Genomic DNA, 22,777 nt, shown 5'->3' on the forward strand with positions numbered 1-22,777 from the left:
CGCGTGTTAGAATGCACGCGGAAGTTGGCTGGACAGTCGCCGCCCGCGCAAGCGGGGGGAGGAAAGTCCGGGCTCCGCAGAGCAGGATGACGGCTAACGGCCGTACGCCGTGAGGCGAGGAACAGGGCCACAGAGACGAGCGTATTAAGTTACGGTGAAACGCGGTAACCTCCATCCGGAGCAAGACCAAATAGGGTAGCAAGGGCGTGGCTCGCGCTGCTACCGGGTAGGTTGCTTGAGCGTACGAGCAATCGTGCGCCTAGATGAATGACTGTCACGCATCGCAAGATGCGACAGAACCCGGCTTATCGGCCAACTTCCTTTTATTGCTTCTGTTTTTCCCTCTGATTTTGACCCGATTTACACCACTTTCCCCCACCTGATTATCGAGCACCTCACGATTCAGTCACATCAAAGATTGTTCTCACAAAGCACTTTCAGTTAATTGGCTATCTCCTTATTTTTAAACAACTAATTTTTTAGCAGCAAAATTCGCTAAGTCATTGTCCCATAAAGGAAAAATAGCAAAAAACCGCTTGCATGCCCTTATTTTTTTAACTATAGTGGGCGTAAGTGGAGAAATGTGGGTTTTTGTGGGAGATTGCTGGCCGAGGCTAAGGGCGGTCAGCAATTTTTCTAACCCGACAATTGGCAAAGGGGTGTGTGTTTTAAATGTTTCGCGGTGCTACATCATTGAATCTGGATGCCAAGGGCAGATTGGCCGTGCCGGCCAAGCACCGCGATGCCCTGTTGTCCCAGTGCGCCGGTCATCTGGTGCTCACTGCGCATCCACACCGCTGCCTCCTCCTTTATCCCCAGCCTGCCTGGGAACCCATTCAGGCCAAAATGATGGCGCTCTCCAGTTTTGACCGCCAGTCCAGCAGTCTGCAGCGTTTGCTGGTGGGCTTTGCCGAAGATATCGACATGGATAGCGCAGGCCGCCTGCTGGTGTCTCCGGTATTACGCGAATTTGCCGGTCTGGAAAAACAGGCCATGCTGGTCGGTCAGGGTAGCCATTTTGAGCTCTGGAACATGGACGCCTGGCGAGCCCAGCTTGATCAGGTGATGGCCGCCGACGAAATGGTGCTGCCGGCCGAACTTGAAGGATTCTCACTGTGAGCGCGCGCTCACAATCCCCCTCCGAAGTCGTTGTGTCCCCACATGTTTCGGTATTGCTTGAAGAGGCGGTCGCTGCCCTGGCGATCAAGCCGAATGGCATTTACGTGGATGGCACCTTTGGTCGCGGTGGTCATAGCCGCAAAATTCTCGAGCAATTAGGCGCAGATGGTCGCCTTTTGGGCCTGGACCGTGATCTGGCAGCTGTTTCGGCTGCCCAGTCCATTCAGGATCCACGTTTTTCCATACACCATCATCACTTTTCCGAGTTGGGCGAAGTATTGCGCGCCCAAGACATCCAGCAGGTCGACGGGGTCTTGCTGGACCTTGGAATTTCATCGCCGCAAATCGACGAAGGCGAGCGCGGTTTCAGTTTCAGATTTGACGGTCCGCTGGACATGCGCATGGATCAAAGCCGTGGGCAAACAGCCGCTGAGTTTCTGGCGGAGGCGTCCGAGCAACAACTTACGGGGGTAATTAAAGAATATGGTGAAGAACGGTTTGCTAAACAGGTTGCAAGGGCGATTGTTGCGGCACGCACAGGGGGGAATGCCCTCACCACTACAGGACAGCTTGCCAAGGTCGTGGCTGGGGCGATCCCCAAAGTCGAGCCTGGGCAAGACCCGGCGACGCGCACCTTTCAAGCTTTACGGATTTTCCTCAATCAGGAGCTTGAGGAGTTGTCGCTAGTTTTACCGCAATGCCTGGATGCCCTGGCACCAGGTGGTCGTCTGGCCGTGATCAGCTTTCACTCGCTGGAAGACCGCATCGTAAAACGCTTTGTGCGCAGCGAGCAGGATCGCGACGACTTGCCTGCCAACTTTCCGGTGCTGGCGAAAGATTTGCCGCAGCCACGCATGATGGCGGTGGGCAAGCCCATCAAGCCCAGTGCTGCTGAGATCAAGCGCAACCCACGTTCACGCAGCGCCGTGCTGCGTGTGGCCGAGCGTACGGGGGTGGCATAACCATCATGACGCGGCTCAACCTCATCCTCTTCATGGTACTGATTGTAACGGCGCTAGGCGTCATCACGTCCCAGCACAAGTCGCGTAAGCTCTATATCGAATTGCAGCAACAGGAAGATGCCGCCAAGCAATATGACGTGGAGTGGGGCCAGTTGCAGCTGGAGCAAAGCACCTGGGCCATGCACGCGCGGATTGAGCAGATAGCCAACCAGCGTCTGCATATGCAGGTGCCGGATGCCAAGCGGGTGCAGGTGGTGACGCGAGGTGCCCAGCCATGAGGTCGCGCGTGATTCAGCCTCCCGTGATCAAGCTCCCCGCCTGGCGTCGCCGCGTATTGTTGATCGTGGTGATGGCGGGTTTTGCCGCATTGCTGGGCCGCAGTATCTACCTGCAAAGCATGCACAAAGGCTTTCTGCAGAAAGAGGGCGATGCCCGCTATAGCCGCTCGATGAAGCTGCCAGCGCATCGCGGCATGATCACCGATCGTTTTGGTGAGCCACTGGCCATCAGTACGCCGGTGGAGTCGATCTGGGCGAGTCCGCCGGACGTGCAGGCCACGCCGCAGCAGATCAGCAAAATGGCGACGCTACTCAAAATGAAGCCCGCCGAACTCAATAAAAAACTCGCCAATAATCCGCGCGAGTTTGTCTACATCAAGCGCCGCATTCCGCCCGAGCTTGCCAAGCAAGTCATGCAGATTGGCGTGCCCGGTGTTTTCATGCAGCGCGAATACCGTCGCTATTACCCAGCTGGCGAAGTCATGGCGCATCTGGTCGGGTTTACCGGTATCGATGAAAATGGCCAGGAAGGCTTTGAGCTGCGCTACCAGGATTGGCTCTCCGGCAAATCCGGCAGCCGTCGCGTGATCAAGGACCGCCAAGGTCATATTGTGGAAGACCTGGAAGCCGTCAAAGTCCCGCAGGATGGCCATGATCTGGTGCTGTCGATAGACCGCAAGATCCAGTATCTGGCCTACCGCGAACTCGCGCATGCCGTCGATCAGTTCAAAGCCAAGGCCGGCGCTGCCATTGTGCTGGATGCCCGTACCGGTGAAGTACTGGCCATGGCCAATCTGCCCACCTACAACCCCAACAACCCGGTCAATATGGCCGGGCGTTCGCGCAATCGCGCCATTGTTGATACCTTTGAGCCGGGCTCCACCCTCAAGCCATTTACTGCGGCCGCTGCCCTGGAGTCCGGACATTTCACGCCAGATACCCATATCCAGACCGCGCCTGGCATTCTGCGTATTGGCCCGGCGACTATCCATGACGCTCACCCGCAAGGCATGCTGACGGTGGCGCAGGTGATTCAGAAATCCTCCAACGTTGGTTCGGCCAAGATGGCCCTGACGCTGGAGCCGCAATATCTGTGGGGCATTTATAACCACATGGGCTTTGGCAGCCCGACCCATATCGGCTTCCCCGGCGAAGCTTCCGGCCGTCTGCGCAATTACAAGAACTGGCGGCCTATCGAGCAGGCCACCATGTCGTTTGGTCACGGTATCAGTCTCACGCTCTTGCAGCTGGCGCGGGCCTATACCGTGTTTGCCAATGATGGGGAGCTGAAGCCGGTTTCGCTGCTGAAGCTGAAAGAAACCCCGGTGGGTCAGCAAGTGTTTTCCGCCAAAACGGCGCTCGCCGTGCGCGATATGCTGGAGTTGGTCGTGCAGCCAGGCGGCACGGCGCCACGTGCCCAGATAGCGGGTTACCGTGTGGCAGGCAAAACCGGTACGGCCCACAAGCTGGGGCCGGGCGGTTATCTGGCCGATAAATATGTCTCCTCGTTTGTGGGGCTGGCTCCGGCTTCCAACCCGCGCCTGATTATTGCGGTGATGGTGGATGAACCGAGCAGTGGCCAATATTACGGCGGCACCGTGGCGGCGCCAGTGTTCAGTGCCATCATGGCCGGCGCGCTGCGCATGCTCGCGGTGCCACAGGATGCGCCCAACGACAATATCGTGATCCCGCCAGAAGATGCGCCTGAGATCAAGGAGGTGGTGTAATGACCATCCTTGCCTCCCTGCATGATCTCGGCATACGCCCAAGCAGCCTGACTTCCGATAGCCGCAAGGTGACGGCGGGCAGTCTTTTTGTGGCTTACCCTGGCGACGCTGCCGATGGTCGGGCCTATATTCCGCAGGCGATTGCCAATGGCGCTGGCGCCGTATTGTGGGAGGCCGAAGGCTTTAGCTGGCCGACTGATCTGCAGGCCGTCAATCTGCCGGTGAAAGACTTGCGCAAGCAGGCCGGCGAGATCGCCGATGAATTCTATGGTCACCCTTCCCGCGCGTTGTGGATGGTGGGGGTGACCGGTACTAACGGCAAGACCTCCTGCACGCAGTGGCTCACCCATTGCCTGAATAGCCTGCAACGCAAAACCGCTGTCATCGGCACCTTGGGCAATGGTTTCCCCGGGGAGCTTGCTACCGCCATCAATACCACGCCGGATCCTATTGTGTTGCACGGTCTGCTGGCCGAGTACCTGAAACAGGGCGCGGTAGCCACCGCCATGGAAGTCTCATCGCATGGGCTGGACCAGGGTCGCGTCAATGGCGTGCATTTTGATGTTGCCGTGTTTACCAACCTCACGCGCGACCATCTGGATTATCACGGCGATATGGACAGCTACGCTGCCGCCAAGCGCCGCCTGATGGAGTGGCCTGGCCTCAAGCTGGCGGTATTGAACGCAGAAGATGCCTATGGGCTGACCTTTTTGCAGGCGCTGCGCTCCGAAGGGCGCCCGGTGTTGAGTTACGGCATGCAAAGCGGCGATGTGCATTGCACCAGCCTGCATCTGCATGAAACCGGCATGCAACTGTCGGTGACGACGCCTTGGGGGGATGTGACACTGCACGCCGCAGTCATGGGCCGATTTAATGCCTATAACCTGCTCGCCGTGCTGGCGACCCTGCTGGCAATGGATGTGCCGCTGGAGGCTGCCGCGCAAGCCATCGCCACCTTGAAGCCCGTGCCAGGGCGCATGGAACAATACGGTGGCAACGCCATGCCCGTGGTGGTCATTGATTACGCCCATACCCCCGATGCCCTGGAAAATGCATTGCAGGCCCTGCGCGAGCAAACCCGCGGCAAGCTCTGGTGCGTGTTTGGTTGCGGTGGTGATCGCGATGCCGGCAAGCGGCCGATGATGGGCGCCATTGCCAGCCGTCTGGCCGATCACGTGGTGGTCACCAGCGACAATCCCCGCAGCGAAACCCCGGACACCATCATTGCCGACATTACCGCCAGCATGGGTAGAAATCACCAGATCATGGTGGACCGTCGTGCTGCGATTGCCCACGCCATTGAGCAGGCCGCACCAGGGGACATCGTGCTGGTAGCAGGCAAGGGACATGAAACGTATCAGGAAATCAAAGGCGTTCGGCATCCGTATAGCGATGTCGATGTCGTCACAACATTATTAGGAGCCGTCGCATGATGCGTTTGTCCGAGTTGGCGGCTGCAGTAGGCGGCGAGCTGGTGGGGGAAGATGTGCTGTTCACCAGCGTGGGCACCGATAGCCGCAATATCGTGCCAGGCCAGCTGTTTATTGCCCTGCGTGGCGAACGGTTTGATGGTCACGCCTATGTGCTGCAGGCACTGCAGTCCGGTGCCGCGGCTGCGTTGGTGGCAGAGGCCCAGCCAGGCATGGCCGCTGGCGTGGTGGTCAAGAATACGCGCCTGGCATTGGGCCAGCTGGCCGCCGTGTGGCGCAACCGTTTCTCGATTCCGGTGGCAGCGATTACCGGCAGCAACGGCAAAACCACGGTCAAGGAAATGGTCGCTTCCATTCTGCGTGCCGAGGCCGGTGACAGCAATGCCGTGCTGGCGACGCGTGGCAATCTCAATAACGACATTGGCCTGCCGCTGACCCTGCTGCGCTTGCGGCCTTCGCACAAATACACCGTGGCCGAGATGGGCATGAACCATTTCGGTGAAATCCGCTACCTGAGCCAGATGGCGCGGCCTACCGTGGCGCTGGTCAACAATGCCACCAGTGCCCATCTGGGCGGGCTTGGCTCCGTAGAGGGCATCGCCCGCGCCAAGGGTGAAATCTTTGAAGGGCTGGCGCTGGAAGGCATGGCCGTCATCAATGCCGATGATCTTTACGCGCCGCTGTGGACCGAGCTCGCAGGCGAGCATGACATTCTGACCTTTGGCCTCGCCAAGATGGCCGATGTTACGGCCAATTATGAGCTGCGTGCTGATACCAGTTATGTCTACATGAAATCGCCCATAGGCGGCATTGCCTTCAATCTGCAAGTGGCGGGTTTGCACAATGTGCGCAATGCCCTGGCTGCCAGCACGGTGGCCATTGCCATGGGCGCAAGGCCTGAGTCGATAGCCAAGGGCCTGGAAGCCTTTGATGGTGTGGATGGCCGTCTGCAGCATCGCGCTGGTATCGGTCAGGCGCTGGTGATTGATGACACCTATAACGCCAACCCGGCCTCCATGAAAGCTGCGATTGATGTGCTTGCCGCCCGCCCGGGCAAGCGCCTGCTGGTGCTGGGCGACATGGGCGAGCTGGGGGAAACCGCCGCTGCCATGCATACCGAAATCGGCCAATACGCCCGTGAGGCTGGCATTAACGGTCTCTACACGCTGGGTGATTTGTCCCTGGAAATGAGCAAGGCCTTTGGTGACCCTGCCCATCATTATAAAACGCCCGAGCAGCTGGTGGCTGGCCTCTGCCACGAGATGGATGCCAATACCGTGGTGCTGGTGAAAGGCTCACGCTTCATGCGCATGGAGCGCGTCGTGCAGTTGATTGTGAGTGAACAAAATAATACGAAAGAGGAGGCGCACTAATGTTACTGGAACTTGCCCGCTGGCTTGCGCAAGACGTACGCGGTTTTAACGTCTTCAATTACATCACCCTGCGTGCCGTCATGGCGACGCTGACGGCCCTGGCTATTTCCTTCATTGTTGGCCCCGGCCTCATTCGCAAGCTGACCCAGTACAAGGTGGGCCAATCTGTGCGCGATGACGGTCCACAGACCCATCTGGTCAAGGCCGGTACGCCGACCATGGGTGGCGCCCTGATTCTGGTGGCGATTGGTATTTCCACGCTGTTGTGGGCGGACCTGACCAATCGTTTTGTCTGGGTGGTGCTGATTGTTACCCTGGGCTTTGGCATCGTCGGCATGGTGGATGACTGGCGCAAAGTGGTGCACCGCAACCCCAAAGGCCTGTCTGCCAAGGAAAAATACTTCTGGCAGAGTCTGCTGGGCTTTGGCGCGGCAATCTACCTGTGGCATACCTCTACCATCCCGGCGGAAACCACGCTGATTTTCCCCTTCTTTAAAACCGTCACCGTGCCGCTGGGTGCTGCCAGCTTTATTGTGCTGACCTATCTTGTCATCGTCGGCAGCAGCAATGCCGTCAACCTGACCGATGGGCTTGATGGTCTGGCCATTCTGCCCACTGTGCTGGTAGCAGGCGCATTGGCGATCTTTGCCTACGCCGCGGGCCACCTCTATTTCTCCAAATATCTGGGCATTCCCTATATTCCCGGCGCGGGCGAGCTGGCCGTGTTTTGCACTGCCATGGCAGGCGCAGGTTTGGGCTTTCTGTGGTTCAACGCTTACCCCGCCGAAGTGTTCATGGGTGACGTCGGTGCGCTGGCGCTTGGTGCCGCACTCGGCGTGGTGGCCGTGATTGTGCGTCAGGAAATCGTGCTGTTCATCATGGGTGGCGTGTTTGTGATGGAAACCCTGTCTGTAGCCGCCCAGGTGACATATTTCAAATACACGAAAAAGCGCTACGGCACTGGTCGACGCATTTTCCTGATGGCGCCCTTGCACCATCACTATGAACAAAAGGGCTGGAAAGAGACGCAAGTCGTCGTGCGCTTCTGGATCATTACCATGATGTTGGTACTGGTCGGCTTATCCACATTGAAACTGCGTTAAGGAAAACAAAGACCATCATGCGCGATCTTGCAGGCAAACAGGTGCTGGTGCTGGGGCTGGGTGATACCGGCCTTTCGGCCTTGCGCTGGCTGCGCGGCCAGGGTGCCGTGCTGTCTGTTGCCGACTCGCGCACGGCACCGCCCAATCTGGATACGCTCAAGGCGGAGTTCCCTCAGCTCACGGTATATACCGGGCCATTCCGTTCCACCATGTTCAATGCGGTTGATCTGGTGGTGATCAGCCCTGGTGTGGCGCTGGCCGAGCCGGAAGTGCAACAGGCACTGGCCAATGGTATTCAGGTGGTGGGCGATGTTGAGCTGTTTGCCCAGTTCCGTCCGCGCAGCAGCAAGGTGATCGCGATTACCGGTGCCAATGGCAAGACCACCGTCACCACGCTGGTGGGTGAAATGTGCAAGGCGGCTGGTCTCAAGACTGTGGTGGCTGGCAATATCGGCCTGCCCGTGCTCGATGCGCTGCGTCAGGTGGAAACCGACGGCGCGCCCGATGTTTACGTGCTGGAGCTTTCCAGCTTTCAGCTCGAAACCACGAGCAGCCTGGCACCCGATGCCGCCGCCGTGCTGAACGTGACCGAAGATCATATGGATCGTTACCCCGGCATGCCGGAATACGCTGCCGCCAAGGCGCGCATCCTCAAAGGGGCTGGCGTACAGGTGCTCAACCGCGAAGATGCCTGGTGCCGCAACATGGCCTTGCCGGATCAGCCCGTGGTGACATTTGGCCTGGATCTGCCTGTCGAGTCTCATGCCTATGGCCTGCTGGCGCTGCATGATCAACTCTGGCTGGCACAAGGCGCACATCCCATTCTGCATGTGGAAGAGCTGCGTATCCCCGGCTTGCACAATGCCGCCAACGCTCTGGCAGCGCTGGCCTTGTGCCGTGCCATCGGAGTGGATTGGGCGCCACTGCAGCATGTGCTGCGCGAATTCAAAGGCTTGCCACACCGGGTGGAGTGGGTGGCTGATCTGCATGACATCGCTTTTTACGATGATTCCAAGGGCACCAATGTGGGCGCGACCTGCGCTGCGCTGGCTGGCTTGCCACGCAAGGTGGTGCTGATTGCCGGTGGCGATGGCAAGGGCCAGGATTTCAGCCCGCTGCGTGAGCCAGTCGACCAGAATGCCCGCGCCGTGGTGCTGATAGGTCGCGATGCCGCGCTGATTGAGGCCGCTTTGCAAGGCAGCCCGGTGCCACGCCTGCAAGCCGCAAGTCTGGAAGAAGCCGTGCAGCAGGCTTATGCTGCCGCGACGCCCGGCGACGCCGTTCTGCTGTCACCCGCATGTGCCAGCTTTGATATGTTCCGCAACTACGCCCACCGTGCCGAAGTCTTTATCGCCGCCGTGGCTGATCTGGTGACGCGTCACGAGGAGGTGCAGTCATGATGATCACCCTCGGCAGCCGCGAGCGTTTCAATAGCGCTACCTATGATCAGGGGCTGGTCTGGGTCACGCTGATCTTGCTGGGCATAGGCCTGGTGATGGTGTATTCCGCCTCCATCGCCCTGGCCGAAGCAGACAAGGCCACCGGCCATCAAAGTACCTATTTCCTGATTCGTCAGGCGGTCTTTATTGTCATCAGCCTGATCGCCGGTTTGATGGCCTTCCAGGTGCCCACGGCCATGTGGCAGAAAATGGCGCCGTATCTGTTCCTGACCGGGATTGCGCTGCTGGTATTGGTGCTGATCCCCGGTGTGGGGCGCAATGTGAATGGCAGCCAGCGCTGGCTGTCGCTGTTCATCATCAATCTGCAGCCATCGGAGTTCATGAAGCTGTTTGCCGCCATTTACGTGGCGGATTACACCATCCGCAAATCGGCCGTGATGGATAGCTTTACCAAAGGCTTCCTGCCCATGGTGTTTGTGATGCTGCTGGTCGGCTGGCTGCTGTTGCGCGAGCCTGATTTCGGCGCATTTGCCGTCATCGCCGCCATCTCCATTTCCATCCTCTGGCTGGGTGGCATCAATGGCCGTATTTTCGCTGGTCTGCTGACCCTGTTGCCGATTGCCATCGTCGGCCTGATCTGGAGCTCACCATACCGCCTGCAACGTGTGATCGGTTTCATGGACCCATGGGCTGATCCGTTCGGCAAGGGCTATCAACTGTCGCACGCCTTGATCGCGTTTGGCCGTGGCGAGTGGTTTGGCGTTGGCTTGGGGGCCAGCGTGGAAAAACTGCTTTACCTGCCCGAAGCGCATACCGACTTCCTGCTGGCCGTGATCGCCGAAGAGCTGGGTTTTGTCGGCGTCATGGTCGTGATTGCACTCTTCGCCTGGCTGATCCTGCGCGCCTTCGGCATCGCCAAAGAAGCCATCGGCAACGAGCGTTACTTCTCCGCCCTGCTGGCACAAGGCATAGGCGTTTGGATGGGCGTGCAAGGCATCATCAACATGGGCGTGAACATGGGGCTCTTGCCCACCAAAGGCCTGACCCTGCCGCTGCTCTCGTTCGGCGGTAGCGGCATCCTCGCCAACTGCATCGCACTGGCGGTCTTGCTCCGGATCGATTGGGAAAACAGACGCCTGCAGAAAGGATTGCCAGCATGATGACGCGGCCTTCCGTAATGATGGTGCAGGAGACTCAGGCGTCTGTTTCGGCGAAGGCTAACTGGCGCATGCCAGTTAAGCGCAGCGGCCGTAGCCAAAACGCCAGGTTGCAGAAAGGATTGCCAGCATGAGCAAGACGCTCCTGATCATGGCGGCTGGTACGGGCGGGCATGTGATGCCAGGCCTGGCGATTGCCGATGTGATGCAGCGTCGCGGCTGGCAGGTGCACTGGCTGGGCACGACGCATGGCATGGAAAACCGCCTGGTGCCACCCAGTGGCATTGCCATGACGCGGCTGGATTTTTCCGGGTTGCGCGGCAAGGGCTTGGTGCATACCGCCAAAGGTGTATTCAAGCTGCTGGCCGCCACCTGGCAGGCCTGCAAGCTGATCAAGCAATTGCAACCCGCCGCAGTGCTGGGCATGGGCGGCTATGTGACCGTGCCGGGTGGCTGGGCTGCCCGTTTGTGCAAGGTACCGCTGGCGCTGGTGAATGCCGATGCAGCGTTGCTGATGTCGAATCGTGCGCTAGCCAAGTCGGCCAACCGCATCCTGTTTGGTTTTGAGGGTGGCGAAGGCGGCCTGGGTGGTATGGCCGTCAAGGCGCGCGTGACCGGTAACCCCGTACGCGCCGCGATTGTGGCAGTGCCTGCACCGGAAGAGCGCTATGCCAAACGTCAGGGCCCGCTGCATCTGCTGGTAGTGGGCGGCAGTCTGGGCGCACAAGTGCTGAATGTGAATTTGCCACGTGCGCTGGCGCTGATTCCCATGGAGCAGCGTCCCACGGTGACCCATCAGTCTGGTGCTGATCAGGTGGATATGTTGCGGGCGTCCTATGCCGCGGCAGGCGTGGAAGCTGAGGTGCTGCCTTTTATTGAAGATATGGCCAAGGCCTATAGCGAAGCGGATGTGCTGGTGTGTCGCGCCGGTGCCATTACGGTGAGCGAGCTGGCAGTGGCGGGTGTGCCCTCCATCCTAGTGCCGCTGGTGGTGTCGACCACTTCGCACCAGCGTGACAACGCGGCCTGGATGGCGGCGCAAGGCGCAGCCGTGCATCTGCCGCAGCAGGAAATGACGCCACAGCGTCTGGCCAATTTGTTGCAGGAACTGAATCGCACGCGGCTGCTGGAAATGGCGCTGGCAGCGCGCAGTCTGGGCCGCCCACAGGCGACCGAGACCATCGCCAATGAACTGGAAAGTATGGCCCTGACATCCCGGGGTGGAGCTGCGATATGAAACATAAAGTAAAAAACGTGCATTTTGTCGGCATCGGCGGCTCGGGCATGAGCGGCATTGCCGAGGTGCTGCTGAATCTGGGCTTTGGCGTCAGCGGGTCTGACCTGGCGAGCAATGCCACTACCCAGCGTCTGAACAGCCTGGGTGCCAAGGTGTATCAGGGCCATGAAGCCGCGCACCTGAGCGATGCCGATGTGGTGGTGGTGTCGAGTGCGGTGAACGAAAGCAATCCGGAAATCATCGCCGCGCGTGCCAGCAATACGCCGGTGATTCCACGGGCGCTGATGTTGGCCGAGCTGATGCGCTTCCGCCAGGGCATTGCCGTGGCCGGCACGCATGGCAAGACCACCACCACCAGCCTGATCGCCAGCATTCTGGCCGAAGCGGGCATGGACCCGACCTTTGTCATCGGCGGTCGCCTGGAAGCCGCCAGTGCCAATGCGCGACTGGGCACCGGTGAGTTCATTGTGGCCGAGGCCGATGAATCCGATGCTTCATTCCTGCACCTGTCGCCGGTGATTTCGGTGGTCACCAATATCGATGCCGACCATATGGATACCTATGGGCACGACTTTGAAAAGCTCAAGGGCGCGTTTGTCGAGTTTCTGCAGCAGCTGCCGTTCTGGGGCATGGCAGTGTTGTGTATTGATGATCCCAACATCCGGGCCATTTTGCCCAGCGTGACCAAGCCGATCATGCCCTATGGCTTTTCGGAAGATGCGCGCATCCGTGGCAAAAACGTGCGGGCAGATAACGGCACCATGCACTTCACGGTTCAGCGCATTAATGGCGTGACTACCGAGTTTGATGTCACGCTCAACCTGCCTGGCAACCACTATGTGCTGAATGCGCTGGCGGCGATTGCGGTGGCGAGCGAATTGAATGTCCCCGATGCCGCCATCATCAAGGCGCTGCGCGAGTTCAAGGGCGTAGGGCGCCGCTTTGAGCGCTATGGCGAAGTGCCAGCCCGCAATGGCGGCCAATTTACCCTGATTGATGACTACGGCCATCACCCGGTGGAAATGCAGGCGGTGATTGCCGCTGCCCGTGGTGCATTCCCTGGTCGCCGTCTGGTGCTGGCCTTCCAGCCGCACCGCTACACGCGCACCCGGGATTGCTTTGAGGATTTTGTAAAAGTGCTGTCGAGCGCCGATGCCGTGTTGCTGAGCGATGTATATCCGGCGGGTGAAGCGCCTATCGTCGCTGCCGATGGTCGTGCGTTGGTACGCGCCATTCGCGTGGCAGGCAAGGTGGAACCCCTGTTTGTCGAGACGACTGCTGAGTTGCCAGAGGCCATTCTGGGTGTGGCGCAGGATGGCGATGTGGTGATCGTGATGGGCGCAGGCTCGATTGGACAAGTCGCTGCCAAGACCAGGGAGGCCGCGACGGCATGATGGCCCAGCAGCTCCCCATGCAAGGTGAACTGATGCTGAATGCGCCATTGGAGCGCTATAACAGCTGGCGCGTGGGTGGTCTGGCGGATCGTCTGTATATCCCGGCGGGGCTTCAGGATTTGCAGCAGTTCATGCGCACGCTGAGCAAGGACGAGCCGGTGCATTTCATCGGTCTAGGCTCCAATCTGCTGGTGCGCGATGGCGGTGTGCGCGGCACGGTGATCGTGATGCATAACGTGCTGACCGGGCTGGAGATGGTGAATGGCGAGCTCTATGCCGAAGCGGGTGTGACCTGCGCCAAGCTGGCCCGCTTCAGCGCGCGGCAAGGCTTGCAGGGGGGCGAGTTCATGGCGGGCATTCCTGGCACCGTGGGCGGTGCGCTGGCCATGAATGCAGGCTGCCATGGCGGAGAAACCTGGGACATCGTGCAGCGGGTGCTGACCATGGACCGTCAGGGCGAACTGCATGAGCGCAGTCGTGCCGAGTTCCATGCCAGCTATCGGCATGTGGCGCTGGCTGGTCAGCCTGAGCATTGGCTGGGCGAGCAGGAATGGTTTATCGCAGCGTGGTTCAGCCTGCTAGCGGGCGATGCGGAAGAGGCTGAGCAGAAGATCAAGCAATTGCTGGCAAGGCGGCTCGCGACGCAGCCGCTTAACCAGCCGAATGCAGGGTCGACTTTTCGCAATCCGCCAGGCGATTATGCGGCGCGGTTGATTGAAGAGTGTGGGCTCAAGGGCTACCAGATTGGTGGGGCGCAGGTATCGGAAAAGCATGCCAACTTCATCGTCAATCTCGGTGGGGCAAGGGCGGCAGAAATTGAACAGTTGATTGCGCATATGCGCGAGTCGGTAAAAGCCAAGTTTGGCATTGAGTTGCAGCAAGAAGTAAGAATGATAGGCGAGACGGAAACAGGAGAGCGGGAAGTGTAAATGCGCAGGGTAGCCACCAAGGCTTACCTGCAAACACATGAACCAGCGGATGTGATGATGAAAAATTTTGGAAAAGTGGCGGTATTGATGGGCGGGCGCTCCGGCGAACGCGAGGTCTCCCTGAAGAGCGGCGGCGCGGTGCTGGCTGCCCTGTTGCGTCAGGGCGTGGAGGCTGCTGCCTTTGATCCTGCCGAGCGCGATTTGCATGAACTGCTGGCGTTTGACCGCGTGTTTATCTCGCTGCATGGCCGCTTTGGTGAAGATGGCACAGTGCAAGGCGCACTGGAACTGATGGGCATTCCCTACACCGGCAGCGGTGTGCTGGCCTCCAGCGTGGGCATGGATAAATGGCGTACCAAACTCTTGTGGCGCTCCGCAGGGATTGCAACGCCGGACTTTGAACTGCTGGATGCCAGCAGCGACTTTGCCGCAGTGGAGCAGCGCCTGGGTCTGCCAATGTTCGTCAAGCCAGCCAATGAAGGCTCCAGCATCGGCATCAGCAAGGTCAAGCAGTCCGGCGCGCTGAAAGCGGCATACGAACTTGCCGCCAAGTCCGATCCACTGGTGCTCGCCGAGCGTTTTGTCGGCGGTGGCGAATATACCGTGGGCATTCTGGGCGATGAAGCTCTGCCCATCATCCGTATCGTGCCGGCCAACGAATTTTATGACTTTGAAGCCAAGTACCTGCGCGATGACACGCAGTACCTGTGCCCATGCGGTTTGCCCGCCGAGCAGGAAGCCCGTATCCGCGCTGAAGCGCTGCAGGCTTTCCGTGCCATTGGTGGCCGTGGCTGGGGCCGCGTGGATTTCCTGAGGGATGAAGCCGGCCGCCATTACTTCCTGGAAGTGAATACGTCGCCGGGCATGACAGACCACAGCCTGGTGCCAATGGCCGCCAAAGCCAATGGCATCAGCTTTGACGAATTGGTGATCCGCATACTGGAGTTGGCGCGTGTGGGATAAACCCCAGGTCCTGAACTGGATCGCTAACTTCCTGTTTGCGCTGGCAGCGGTGCTGATGCTGTATGGCGCGCTGTTTGTGGTCGTGCACCTGCCGATTTTTCCTATCCGCCAGGTACGGGTGGATGGCTCGCTGGACCATGTAACGCGTGAGCAGATCAAGCTGATTGTCAGCCGCCACTTGCAGGGGAATTTTTTCACGATGGACCTTGAGCAGGCGCGCAGTTCGTTTGAAAAGCTGCCATGGGCAAGGTCGGTGAGTGTACGCCGCCGCTGGCCGGACAAGCTGGAGGTCACGGTAGAGGAGCATCGCGAATTGGCACGCTGGGGCGATATTGCGCTGGTGAATACCTATGGCGAACTGTTTCATGCGGCTTCGGATAGTGACCTGCCAGTGTTTTATGGGCCTGGTGATGGCGTGCATGAAGTGGCCGAGCACTACGGCAAATACAGCCAGCTGCTGTCGGTAGCCGGTATGCGGGTGAGCGAACTGGTGCTGACACCGCGCCGCGCCTGGCAGATACGCACTGACAAGGGCATGGTGATTGAACTGGGGCGCGAGCAGATGGATGAGCGGCTGGAAAAGTTTGCCGATGTGTATCAAGGCACGCTTTCCAAGCTGGGGGTGGCTGTGCGCTACGCCGATTTGAGATATCCGAACGGGTTTGCGGTACGCAAGCCTGAGACAGGCAAGGCCGAAAAACCGGCCACGAACGAGCCGATAACAGCCAAAGCGCGGGCGGCATAAGCACCACAATGAATGAATTGAAATACTGGAGAAATCAATGAGCAGGGTTAGAGATGATAAGAATCTTATCGTCGGACTGGATGTCGGCACATCGAAGATCGTCGCCATCGTGGCGGAGTTGCAGCCCGATGGTGGACTGAAAGTCATTGGTCTCGGACAGCATGCCTCGCGCGGCTTGAAAAAAGGCGTGGTGGTCAATATCGACTCCACTGTGCAAGCCATACAGCGCGCACTGGAAGAAGCCGAGCTGATGGCGGACTGCAAGATCAGTACCGTGTTCACCGGCATCGCAGGCAGCCACATCAAGAGCCTGAATTCCCATGGCATGGTGAAGATCAAGGATGCCGAAGTGACGCAGATGGATGTCGACCGCGTGATTGAAACGGCGCGCGCGATTGCCCTGCCGTCCGATCAGCAGATCCTGCATATCCTCACGCAGGAATTCATTATCGACGGCCAGGAAGATGTGCGTGAACCACACGGCATGAGCGGCATGAAGCTGGAGGTGAAGGTGCATATCGTCACCGGCGCCGTGGCAGCCGCGCAAAACATCGTCAAGTGCATCAAGCGCTGCGGCCTGGAAGTGACCGACCTCATTCTGCAACCGCTGGCTTCCAGCATGGCGGTGCTGACCGAAGACGAAAAAGAGCTGGGCGTATGCCTGGTGGATATCGGTGGCGGCACGACGGATATTGCCGTGTTCAAGCAAGGCGCGATACGCCATACCGCGGTGGTGCCGATTGCCGGTGACCAGATTACCAATGACGTGGCCGTGGCGTTCCGCACGCCTACGCAATCCGCTGAGGAAATCAAGATCAAGCATGGCTGCGCCCTGCGCCAACTGGCGGATCCACGCGAAGTGGTGGAAGTGCCGGGTGTGGATAACCGTGATCCACGGGAATTATCGGTACAGACCCTGGCTGAAGTCATCGAGCCGCGCGTGGTTGAGCTGTATGAGTTTGTACTGGGCGAACTGCGCCGCAGTGGCATGGAAGAAATGATTGCTTCCGGCATCGTCATCACCGGCGGTTCCGCCATGATGCGTGGCATGGTCGAGCTCGGCGAAGAGATATTCCACATGCCGGTGCGTCTGGGCATGCCGCGCTATGTGGGCGGTTTGTCAGAAGTGGTCGGCAACCCGCGCTATGCCACGGGTGTGGGCCTGGTGTTGATGGGCAAGCAGCAGATCGAGCGTCAGTTGCAAGGGCAAATGGAATCCACGTCCTTGAGCCAGATTTTCAGCAGGATGAAGAGCTGGTTTCAGGGCAATTTTTAGTAGCAGCAAGTAGCAGTGTCATCAGTAGCACGTGATTTAAGGCAGATTTTGTTAGGCAGACAACAAGGAGGATGTACAGATGTTTGAAATTATGGATAGAGATTCGCAAGAGGCGGTCATCAAGGTTATCGGTGTAGGTGGTTGCGGTGGCAATGCCGTGGCGCACATGATCGAAAAAGCGGTAGGCGGCGTGGAATTCATTTGCGCCAATACCGACATGCAGGCATTGAAGAAAAGCAATGCCAAGACCGTGCTGCAAATTGGTACGGATATCACCAAGGGTCTGGGCGCTGGTGCCCGTCCTGAAATCGGCCGCGAAGCCGCACTGGAAGATCGTGACCGCATTGCGGAAGTGATTGATGGCGCGGACATGCTGTTCATCGCTGCTGGCATGGGCGGTGGCACAGGTACTGGTGCTGCTCCTATCATCGCTGAAGTGGCCAAGGAAATGGGCATCCTGACCGTCGCTGTCGTGACCAAGCCATTTGCCTTTGAAGGCAAGCGCACCAAGGTTGCACAAGAAGGTCTGGAGGAACTTTCCAAGCACGTGGATTCTCTGATCATCATCCCGAACGAAAAGCTGATGCAGGTATTGGGTGAAGATGTGCCTTTCCTCGAAGCATTCCAGGCTGCCAACGACGTGTTGCATAACGCCGTGGCCGGTATTGCCGAAATCATCAATTGCCCAGGTCTGGTCAACGTCGACTTTGCTGACGTACGCACCGTGATGTCCGAAATGGGTATGGCGATGATGGGTTCCGCACTGGCTACCGGTCCGGACCGCGCTCGCATTGCCGCCGAGCAGGCTGTTGCCAGCCCGCTGCTGGAAGATGTGAATCTGGCTAACGCCCGTGGCGTGCTGGTTAACATCACCGCCAGTACCTCGTTCAAGATGAAGGAATACTATGACGTTATGAACACCATCAAGGCGTTCACTGCAGAAGATGCGACCGTCATCGTTGGTAACGTAGTGGATGAGAGCATAGGCGATGGTCTGCGTGTGACCATGGTGGCGACAGGCTTGAATGGCATTGTAGGCCGTCGTCAGCAGAAGCCTGAACTGCGTGTGATGACCCAGGTGCGCGACGGTACCACCAACCAGCCGATGTTTGTTGGCGGTGGCGTGGTGGAAGACGAAAGCCCAGCGGTATTCAGCAGCAACGGCCGCCGTGCTCAGGTGGAAGCCATGAAGCTGTCGGGTGTGGAGGAATACGATATTCCTGCCTTCCTGCGCAAACAGGCTGACTAGCCAGTACAGCATCAAAGTCTGAGCTGGTGTCGTCCCGACACAGGCTGTCAGCGTTGATGCAGGGGGCAACCCCGCATGTAAAAGCCAGTAAAACAGGCGAAAACCGTGTGGTTCTCGCTTGAGGAAAGCTGCCGGCTATGGCGGCGCATATGCTATGATGTTGAAATAATTGAGGTTAATGCCGCAGTGCTTAATGCTGCGGCCCAAGTGTTAACGGGTTGTATACCCAGGGTGTAAGAAATCATGTTGAAACAACGCACACTGAAAACCGTGATCCGCGCCACCGGCGTCGGGCTGCATACAGGCGACAAGGTCGAGATGACCTTGCGCCCGGCTGCGCCCGATACCGGAATTGTGTTCCGTCGTGTCGATCTGCCCGATACGGCGGCATTCAAGGTGCAGCCTCAATTCGTTACCGATACCCGTTTGTGCTCAGCCTTGGAGCATGGCGGCAGTCGCGTAGCCACCGTCGAGCATTTGATGTCCGCCTTGGCCGGCCTTGGTGTAGATAATGTGCAGGTGGATCTCACCGCCGGTGAAGTGCCCATCATGGATGGCAGCGCCGGTCCGTTTGTCTTCCTGCTGCAGCAGGCAGGGATAGTCGAGCAGCCTGCGCTCAAGAAATTCATCCGTATCAAGAAAACAGTGGAAGTCCGCGATGGCGACAAATGGGTGCGCTTCGACCCCTATTTCGGCTTCAAGCTGGATTTCACTATCGATTTCAATCATCCGGTGTTTGAACACAGCGGCAAGCGCGTTGTGATCGATTTTGCTGACAACTCCTATATCAAGGAGATCAGCCGCGCGCGCACTTTTGGTTTCATGCATGAAGTCGAGTACTTGCGTTCTAACGGTCTGGCCCGTGGCGGCAGCCTGGATAACGCCATCGTTCTGGATGAATACCGCGTGCTGAACAACGATGGCTTGCGCTATGACGACGAGTTCGCCAAGCACAAGGTGCTGGATGCCATTGGCGACCTGTATGTCCTGGGTCATCCGGTAATCGGCGCATATACCGCCTATAAATCCGGCCATGCCATGAACAATCAGCTGTTGCGCAATTTGCTGGCCGATCAGGAAGCGTGGGAATATGCCACTTTCGAGCGTACCGAAGAAGCACCTAGCGGCTTCCAGGCGCCGATAGGCATGCCGCCTGTCCTGCAATACGCCTGAGCCCGGGTAGCCCCTGATGCTGGTCTTGCGACTTTTACTGGTCATCGGGGTCATCGCGGTGGCTGTTTCCATGGCGGTTTACCTGCTGTCCGGCGATAAACGCTACCTTCGCTTTTCCTGGCAATTGATCAAGTTCACCGGTGTTTTGCTGTTTGTGGCCGCGGTCATCATGGCCATGGGCCGCATTATCCTGTTCTGATTTCCTTGGTGTAATCTCACAGCCCAGGGCTGGTTTGTCCGCGCGGGATTGCGTGGCAAAACGTGTCCTATTCGTGCCCCATAGCCAGTAGCCCTGTGCTATGCTTTTCTCAGTAGTAATCGACACAGGCTTTACCCATGCAACGGTACTCCGCAGTTTTCAGTTTTGCTTTCATGCTCATGGTGTCCACGGCGGCGTCTGTACTTCTTGTGCCCGCAGCGCATGCTGCCAGCAACGAGGAGTTGTTCAACGATGCCCGCATCGCCTACAAAAACCGGGATGACCTTACCCTGGAACGTGACCTGCAACAGATGCAGGCACAAGACTATCTGCTCGCCCCTTATGCCGATTACTGGTTGATGCTGCTGAGGCTCAACCAGTCGGACAGCCAGACCGTACGCAATTTTCTCGCCCAATATGCCGATATGCCATTTGCCGACCGCGTGCGCGGCGAGTGGCTCAAAGGCCTCGCCAAGCGCCAGGAGTGGACGACTTTTTTCGATGAACTCCCCGCCTTGAAGCGGGATGATGCCGGGGTCAGCTGTTATGCGCTGGAAGGTCGCGCCATCCGTGGCGATAGCGATGCCCTTGCGGAAGGCCGAACACTCTGGATGAGCACCGCCGAGCAGCCGGCCAATTGCCTCGCCTTGTACGATCGCATGCAGAAAAATGGCGCCTTGAGTAATGACCTGATCTGGGAAAAGTTCAGGCTGCTGATGGCCGATAACAAGGTGAGCCCGGCCAAACTGGTGGCGCAGCGTATATCGACGATGGATGCCGCGGCGCTCAAGTTGCTGGACAAGACTTATCAGAATCCGCAGCAGGCGCTCGAAAAGAAAACGCTGAGCCTGAAAACCCGCTATGGCCGTGAGCTCAATCTCTATGCGCTGGACCGTCTGGCGCGCACGCAGCCCTTGTATGCGCTGGATATGTGGCAAAAGCTGCAAGCTTCATTTGAGCCCGCAGAGCAAGATTATTTCTGGAGCAGGTTAGCCCTGCATGCCGCGCGTCGGCATGACCCGGCCGCCCTGAGCTTTTATGACCGCGTGCCTGCGGCTGCCCTGGATAAGGAACAGATGGCCTGGAAGGCCCGTGCCGCGCTGCGTGTCAGCGATTGGTCACGATTGCTGAACACCATTGCCGAAATGCCAGCCACGCAGCAGCAGGAGGCCGCCTGGCGTTACTGGAAAGGCCGTGCGCTGAAAGAGCAAAAGCAGATCCCTGCGGCCAATGCCCTGCTGGTGCCGTTGTCGCGTGAGCGCAGCTATTACGGTTTGCTGGCGGAAGACGAACTGGGCGACGTGCTGAGTGCGGTGCCTGCCAGCTATCGCCCCACCTCGGCAGAAGTGGAGGCAGTCAGTGCCGTCCCTGGCATACAGCGGGCGATGGAACTGCAGCGCTATGACATGCGCTGGGAGTCGCGCACTGAGTGGGCGGCAGCGACCACCGGCTTTGATGACAAACAGATGATTGCCGCTGCCGAGCTGGCCGCCAGGCAGGAGTGGTATGACCTCGCGATTATTACCGCCGACAAGACCACCAGCACGCATGATTTTTCCTTGCGCTACCCCACGCCTTATCGCGAAATCGTGCGCGGTTTTGCCAAGGAACAGGGGCTGGATGAGGCCTGGATTTACGGTCTGACCCGTCAGGAAAGCCGTTTCATGCACTATGCCAAATCCGGCGTGGGCGCTTCCGGTCTGATGCAGGTGATGCCTGCCACTGCCAAGTGGATCGCCAAGCGCATGGGGCTGGATAACTATCAGAACACCATGATTCACCAGCTGGATACCAATGTGCAGCTGGGGACTTACTATATGCGCTACACGCTGGATCTGATGGGCGGGCAATCCCTGATGGCAACCGCGGCCTATAATGCAGGACCGGGGCGCGCCCGGCGCTGGATGGCGGATCAACCGCTGGAGGGGGCGATTTATGCCGAAACCATTCCTTTCAGCGAGACGCGCAACTATGTGCAGAAAGTCATGGGCAATGCTTATTATTATGCGCATCGCCTGGGCACTAAAATACTAAGCCTCAAGCAGCGGCTCGGCACAGTGGGCGGCGGCGGAGGGGTAATGACGACGGAAGAGGCGGAAAACTAAGCATGAAAATAAAACAAATATGTGTACTCGGTGGTTCTGGCTTTGTCGGTAGCGCAATTGTTCACCGTTTGAGTGCGGCCGGTTATCTGGTCAAGGTGCTGACGCGTCGGCGTGAAGCCAGCAAACACCTGATCCTGCTGCCCAATGTGCAAGTCGTGGAATGCGATGTCATGGATGATCAGGCCTTGCGTACGCACCTGACAGGCTGTGATGGGGTGATCAATCTGATAGGCATACTGCATGAGAGCCGCAAAGCCAGCTTCGAGGCCATGCATGCCGAGCTGCCCAGCCGCCTGGTGCAATTGTGTGTGAAGCTGGGTGTCTGTCGCCTGCTGCACATGAGCGCCCTGCAAGCGGCGCCCGATGCGCCCAGTGCCTATCTGCGTTCCAAGGCAAAAGGCGAAGCCCCTGTGCTGGCCAACGCCGATCGCCTGAATGTCACCATCTTCCGGCCATCGGTCATTTTTGGCCGCAATGATAGCTTTCTCAATCTGTTTGCCAGCCTGGTCAAGCTCATGCCTGTGGTCGCCCTTGCGAAACCCCAGGCCCGCTTTCAGCCCGTATGGGTGGAAGATGTAGCCCAGGCATTTACCAATGCCATTGAAAATGCCGAGACCTTTGGTCAGGTATATGAATTGGGCGGCCCACGCGTGTACACCATGAAAGAGCTCATTCTGTTCGTTGCGTTTGTGCTGGGCAAAAAGCGCATGGTGGTCGGGCTTAACGACAAGCTTTCTTACCTGCAGGCCTATGCGCTGGAAAAAATGCCCGTCAAGCTGATGACGCGTGACAACCTGAGCTCCATGGAGGTGGATAGCGTGACCAGTGCACCTTTCCCCGCCGTGCTGGGCGTCACGCCTACCGCGCTGGAAGCGGTGGTGCCTGAATACCTGACCAATGACACGCCACGCAACGCCTATAACCGTTTTCGCGGCCTGGCAGGTCGCTAGGTCCTGTT

Annotated in this window: 20 protein-coding genes and 1 other RNA gene; all 21 read left to right on the forward strand. The window is 58.5% G+C overall.

Annotation, left to right across the window (positions count from 1 at the left end; translation table 11 throughout):
- The first annotated feature begins 20 nt into the window (after positions 1–20).
- Positions 21–324: RNase P RNA component class A (gene rnpB / locus FNL37_RS12905), an RNA gene on the forward strand.
- A 348-nt stretch (positions 325–672) separates the two neighbouring features.
- Positions 673–1,119 carry a division/cell wall cluster transcriptional repressor MraZ gene (gene mraZ / locus FNL37_RS12910; protein WP_013441278.1) on the forward strand — a complete coding sequence of 149 codons (447 nt, stop codon included), beginning with the start codon at positions 673–675 and terminating at the stop codon, positions 1,117–1,119.
- Positions 1,116–2,081 carry a 16S rRNA (cytosine(1402)-N(4))-methyltransferase RsmH gene (rsmH, locus tag FNL37_RS12915; protein ID WP_013441279.1) on the forward strand — a complete coding sequence of 322 codons (966 nt, stop codon included), beginning with the start codon at positions 1,116–1,118 and terminating at the stop codon, positions 2,079–2,081. The genes mraZ and rsmH overlap by 4 nt, the downstream gene beginning before the upstream one ends.
- A gap of 5 nt (positions 2,082–2,086) precedes the next feature.
- Positions 2,087–2,359: a cell division protein FtsL gene (gene ftsL / locus FNL37_RS12920; protein WP_013441280.1), complete on the forward strand. Its 273-nt coding sequence runs from the start codon at positions 2,087–2,089 to the stop codon at positions 2,357–2,359.
- Positions 2,356–4,086, forward strand: coding sequence for a peptidoglycan D,D-transpeptidase FtsI family protein (locus FNL37_RS12925; RefSeq protein ID WP_159356415.1), 1,731 nt, complete (start codon positions 2,356–2,358; stop codon positions 4,084–4,086). Before ftsL ends, FNL37_RS12925 begins: the two co-directional genes overlap by 4 nt.
- Positions 4,086–5,519, forward strand: a complete 1,434-nt coding sequence (locus tag FNL37_RS12930) for a UDP-N-acetylmuramoyl-L-alanyl-D-glutamate--2,6-diaminopimelate ligase (protein WP_159356416.1) — start codon at positions 4,086–4,088, stop codon at positions 5,517–5,519. The genes FNL37_RS12925 and FNL37_RS12930 overlap by 1 nt, the downstream gene beginning before the upstream one ends.
- The gene (locus FNL37_RS12935; protein ID WP_159356417.1) at positions 5,516–6,889 is read left to right on the forward strand and encodes a UDP-N-acetylmuramoyl-tripeptide--D-alanyl-D-alanine ligase; all 1,374 of its coding nucleotides are present in this window, start codon (positions 5,516–5,518) and stop codon (positions 6,887–6,889) included. Before FNL37_RS12930 ends, FNL37_RS12935 begins: the two co-directional genes overlap by 4 nt.
- Positions 6,889–7,992, forward strand: coding sequence for a phospho-N-acetylmuramoyl-pentapeptide-transferase (gene mraY, locus FNL37_RS12940; protein ID WP_013441283.1), 1,104 nt, complete (start codon positions 6,889–6,891; stop codon positions 7,990–7,992). Before FNL37_RS12935 ends, mraY begins: the two co-directional genes overlap by 1 nt.
- Before the next feature lie 17 nt (positions 7,993–8,009).
- Positions 8,010–9,392 carry a UDP-N-acetylmuramoyl-L-alanine--D-glutamate ligase gene (gene murD, locus FNL37_RS12945; protein ID WP_159356418.1) on the forward strand — a complete coding sequence of 461 codons (1,383 nt, stop codon included), beginning with the start codon at positions 8,010–8,012 and terminating at the stop codon, positions 9,390–9,392.
- Positions 9,389–10,552: a putative lipid II flippase FtsW gene (ftsW, locus tag FNL37_RS12950; protein WP_013441285.1), complete on the forward strand. Its 1,164-nt coding sequence runs from the start codon at positions 9,389–9,391 to the stop codon at positions 10,550–10,552. Before murD ends, ftsW begins: the two co-directional genes overlap by 4 nt.
- A gap of 127 nt (positions 10,553–10,679) precedes the next feature.
- Positions 10,680–11,786: an undecaprenyldiphospho-muramoylpentapeptide beta-N-acetylglucosaminyltransferase gene (gene murG, locus FNL37_RS12955; RefSeq protein WP_159356419.1), complete on the forward strand. Its 1,107-nt coding sequence runs from the start codon at positions 10,680–10,682 to the stop codon at positions 11,784–11,786.
- On the forward strand, positions 11,783–13,180 hold the full coding sequence (gene murC / locus FNL37_RS12960; RefSeq protein ID WP_013441287.1) for a UDP-N-acetylmuramate--L-alanine ligase: 1,398 nt from the start codon (positions 11,783–11,785) through the stop codon (positions 13,178–13,180). Before murG ends, murC begins: the two co-directional genes overlap by 4 nt.
- On the forward strand, positions 13,177–14,109 hold the full coding sequence (murB, locus tag FNL37_RS12965) for a UDP-N-acetylmuramate dehydrogenase (protein ID WP_159356420.1): 933 nt from the start codon (positions 13,177–13,179) through the stop codon (positions 14,107–14,109). The genes murC and murB overlap by 4 nt, the downstream gene beginning before the upstream one ends.
- On the forward strand, positions 14,110–15,072 hold the full coding sequence (locus FNL37_RS12970; protein WP_159356421.1) for a D-alanine--D-alanine ligase: 963 nt from the start codon (positions 14,110–14,112) through the stop codon (positions 15,070–15,072).
- Positions 15,062–15,817 carry a cell division protein FtsQ/DivIB gene (locus FNL37_RS12975; RefSeq protein ID WP_013441290.1) on the forward strand — a complete coding sequence of 252 codons (756 nt, stop codon included), beginning with the start codon at positions 15,062–15,064 and terminating at the stop codon, positions 15,815–15,817. The genes FNL37_RS12970 and FNL37_RS12975 overlap by 11 nt, the downstream gene beginning before the upstream one ends.
- A 37-nt stretch (positions 15,818–15,854) precedes the next feature.
- The gene (gene ftsA, locus FNL37_RS12980; RefSeq protein WP_013441291.1) at positions 15,855–17,093 is read left to right on the forward strand and encodes a cell division protein FtsA; all 1,239 of its coding nucleotides are present in this window, start codon (positions 15,855–15,857) and stop codon (positions 17,091–17,093) included.
- 79 nt (positions 17,094–17,172) lie between these two features.
- Entirely contained in the window at positions 17,173–18,342 is a 1,170-nt protein-coding gene (gene ftsZ / locus FNL37_RS12985; protein WP_013441293.1) for a cell division protein FtsZ, read from the forward strand.
- A gap of 243 nt (positions 18,343–18,585) precedes the next feature.
- The gene (gene lpxC, locus FNL37_RS12990; RefSeq protein WP_013441294.1) at positions 18,586–19,515 is read left to right on the forward strand and encodes a UDP-3-O-acyl-N-acetylglucosamine deacetylase; all 930 of its coding nucleotides are present in this window, start codon (positions 18,586–18,588) and stop codon (positions 19,513–19,515) included.
- Between the two features lie 16 nt (positions 19,516–19,531).
- Positions 19,532–19,714 (forward strand): hypothetical protein, encoded by a 183-nt coding sequence (locus tag FNL37_RS12995; protein ID WP_013441295.1) that lies wholly within the window; start codon positions 19,532–19,534, stop codon positions 19,712–19,714.
- A gap of 137 nt (positions 19,715–19,851) precedes the next feature.
- Positions 19,852–21,819, forward strand: a complete 1,968-nt coding sequence (locus FNL37_RS13000; RefSeq protein ID WP_244948299.1) for a lytic transglycosylase domain-containing protein — start codon at positions 19,852–19,854, stop codon at positions 21,817–21,819.
- Positions 21,820–21,821: 2 nt separating this feature from the next.
- The gene (locus FNL37_RS13005) at positions 21,822–22,769 is read left to right on the forward strand and encodes a complex I NDUFA9 subunit family protein (RefSeq protein ID WP_159356422.1); all 948 of its coding nucleotides are present in this window, start codon (positions 21,822–21,824) and stop codon (positions 22,767–22,769) included.
- Positions 22,770–22,777: the final 8 nt, after the last annotated feature.

The organism is Methylovorus glucosotrophus (assembly GCF_009858335.1).
GTDB lineage: Bacteria > Pseudomonadota > Gammaproteobacteria > Burkholderiales > Methylophilaceae > Methylovorus > Methylovorus glucosotrophus.

Excerpts from the sequence above, each read along its gene's own strand:
- mraZ (WP_013441278.1), top strand. The coding sequence starts at position 673 with ATGTTTCGCGGTGCTACATCATTGAATCTGGATGCCAAGGGCAGATTG.
- ftsL (WP_013441280.1), top strand. The coding sequence starts at position 2,087 with ATGACGCGGCTCAACCTCATCCTCTTCATGGTACTGATTGTAACGGCG.
- FNL37_RS12925 (WP_159356415.1), top strand. The coding sequence starts at position 2,356 with ATGAGGTCGCGCGTGATTCAGCCTCCCGTGATCAAGCTCCCCGCCTGG.
- FNL37_RS12930 (WP_159356416.1), top strand. The coding sequence starts at position 4,086 with ATGACCATCCTTGCCTCCCTGCATGATCTCGGCATACGCCCAAGCAGC.
- FNL37_RS12935 (WP_159356417.1), top strand. The coding sequence starts at position 5,516 with ATGATGCGTTTGTCCGAGTTGGCGGCTGCAGTAGGCGGCGAGCTGGTG.
- mraY (WP_013441283.1), top strand. The coding sequence starts at position 6,889 with ATGTTACTGGAACTTGCCCGCTGGCTTGCGCAAGACGTACGCGGTTTT.
- murD (WP_159356418.1), top strand. The coding sequence starts at position 8,010 with ATGCGCGATCTTGCAGGCAAACAGGTGCTGGTGCTGGGGCTGGGTGAT.
- ftsW (WP_013441285.1), top strand. The coding sequence starts at position 9,389 with ATGATGATCACCCTCGGCAGCCGCGAGCGTTTCAATAGCGCTACCTAT.
- murG (WP_159356419.1), top strand. The coding sequence starts at position 10,680 with ATGAGCAAGACGCTCCTGATCATGGCGGCTGGTACGGGCGGGCATGTG.
- murC (WP_013441287.1), top strand. The coding sequence starts at position 11,783 with ATGAAACATAAAGTAAAAAACGTGCATTTTGTCGGCATCGGCGGCTCG.
- murB (WP_159356420.1), top strand. The coding sequence starts at position 13,177 with ATGATGGCCCAGCAGCTCCCCATGCAAGGTGAACTGATGCTGAATGCG.
- FNL37_RS12970 (WP_159356421.1), top strand. The coding sequence starts at position 14,110 with ATGCGCAGGGTAGCCACCAAGGCTTACCTGCAAACACATGAACCAGCG.
- ftsA (WP_013441291.1), top strand. The coding sequence starts at position 15,855 with ATGAGCAGGGTTAGAGATGATAAGAATCTTATCGTCGGACTGGATGTC.
- ftsZ (WP_013441293.1), top strand. The coding sequence starts at position 17,173 with ATGTTTGAAATTATGGATAGAGATTCGCAAGAGGCGGTCATCAAGGTT.
- lpxC (WP_013441294.1), top strand. The coding sequence starts at position 18,586 with ATGTTGAAACAACGCACACTGAAAACCGTGATCCGCGCCACCGGCGTC.
- FNL37_RS12995 (WP_013441295.1), top strand. The coding sequence starts at position 19,532 with ATGCTGGTCTTGCGACTTTTACTGGTCATCGGGGTCATCGCGGTGGCT.
- FNL37_RS13000 (WP_244948299.1), top strand. The coding sequence starts at position 19,852 with ATGCAACGGTACTCCGCAGTTTTCAGTTTTGCTTTCATGCTCATGGTG.
- FNL37_RS13005 (WP_159356422.1), top strand. The coding sequence starts at position 21,822 with ATGAAAATAAAACAAATATGTGTACTCGGTGGTTCTGGCTTTGTCGGT.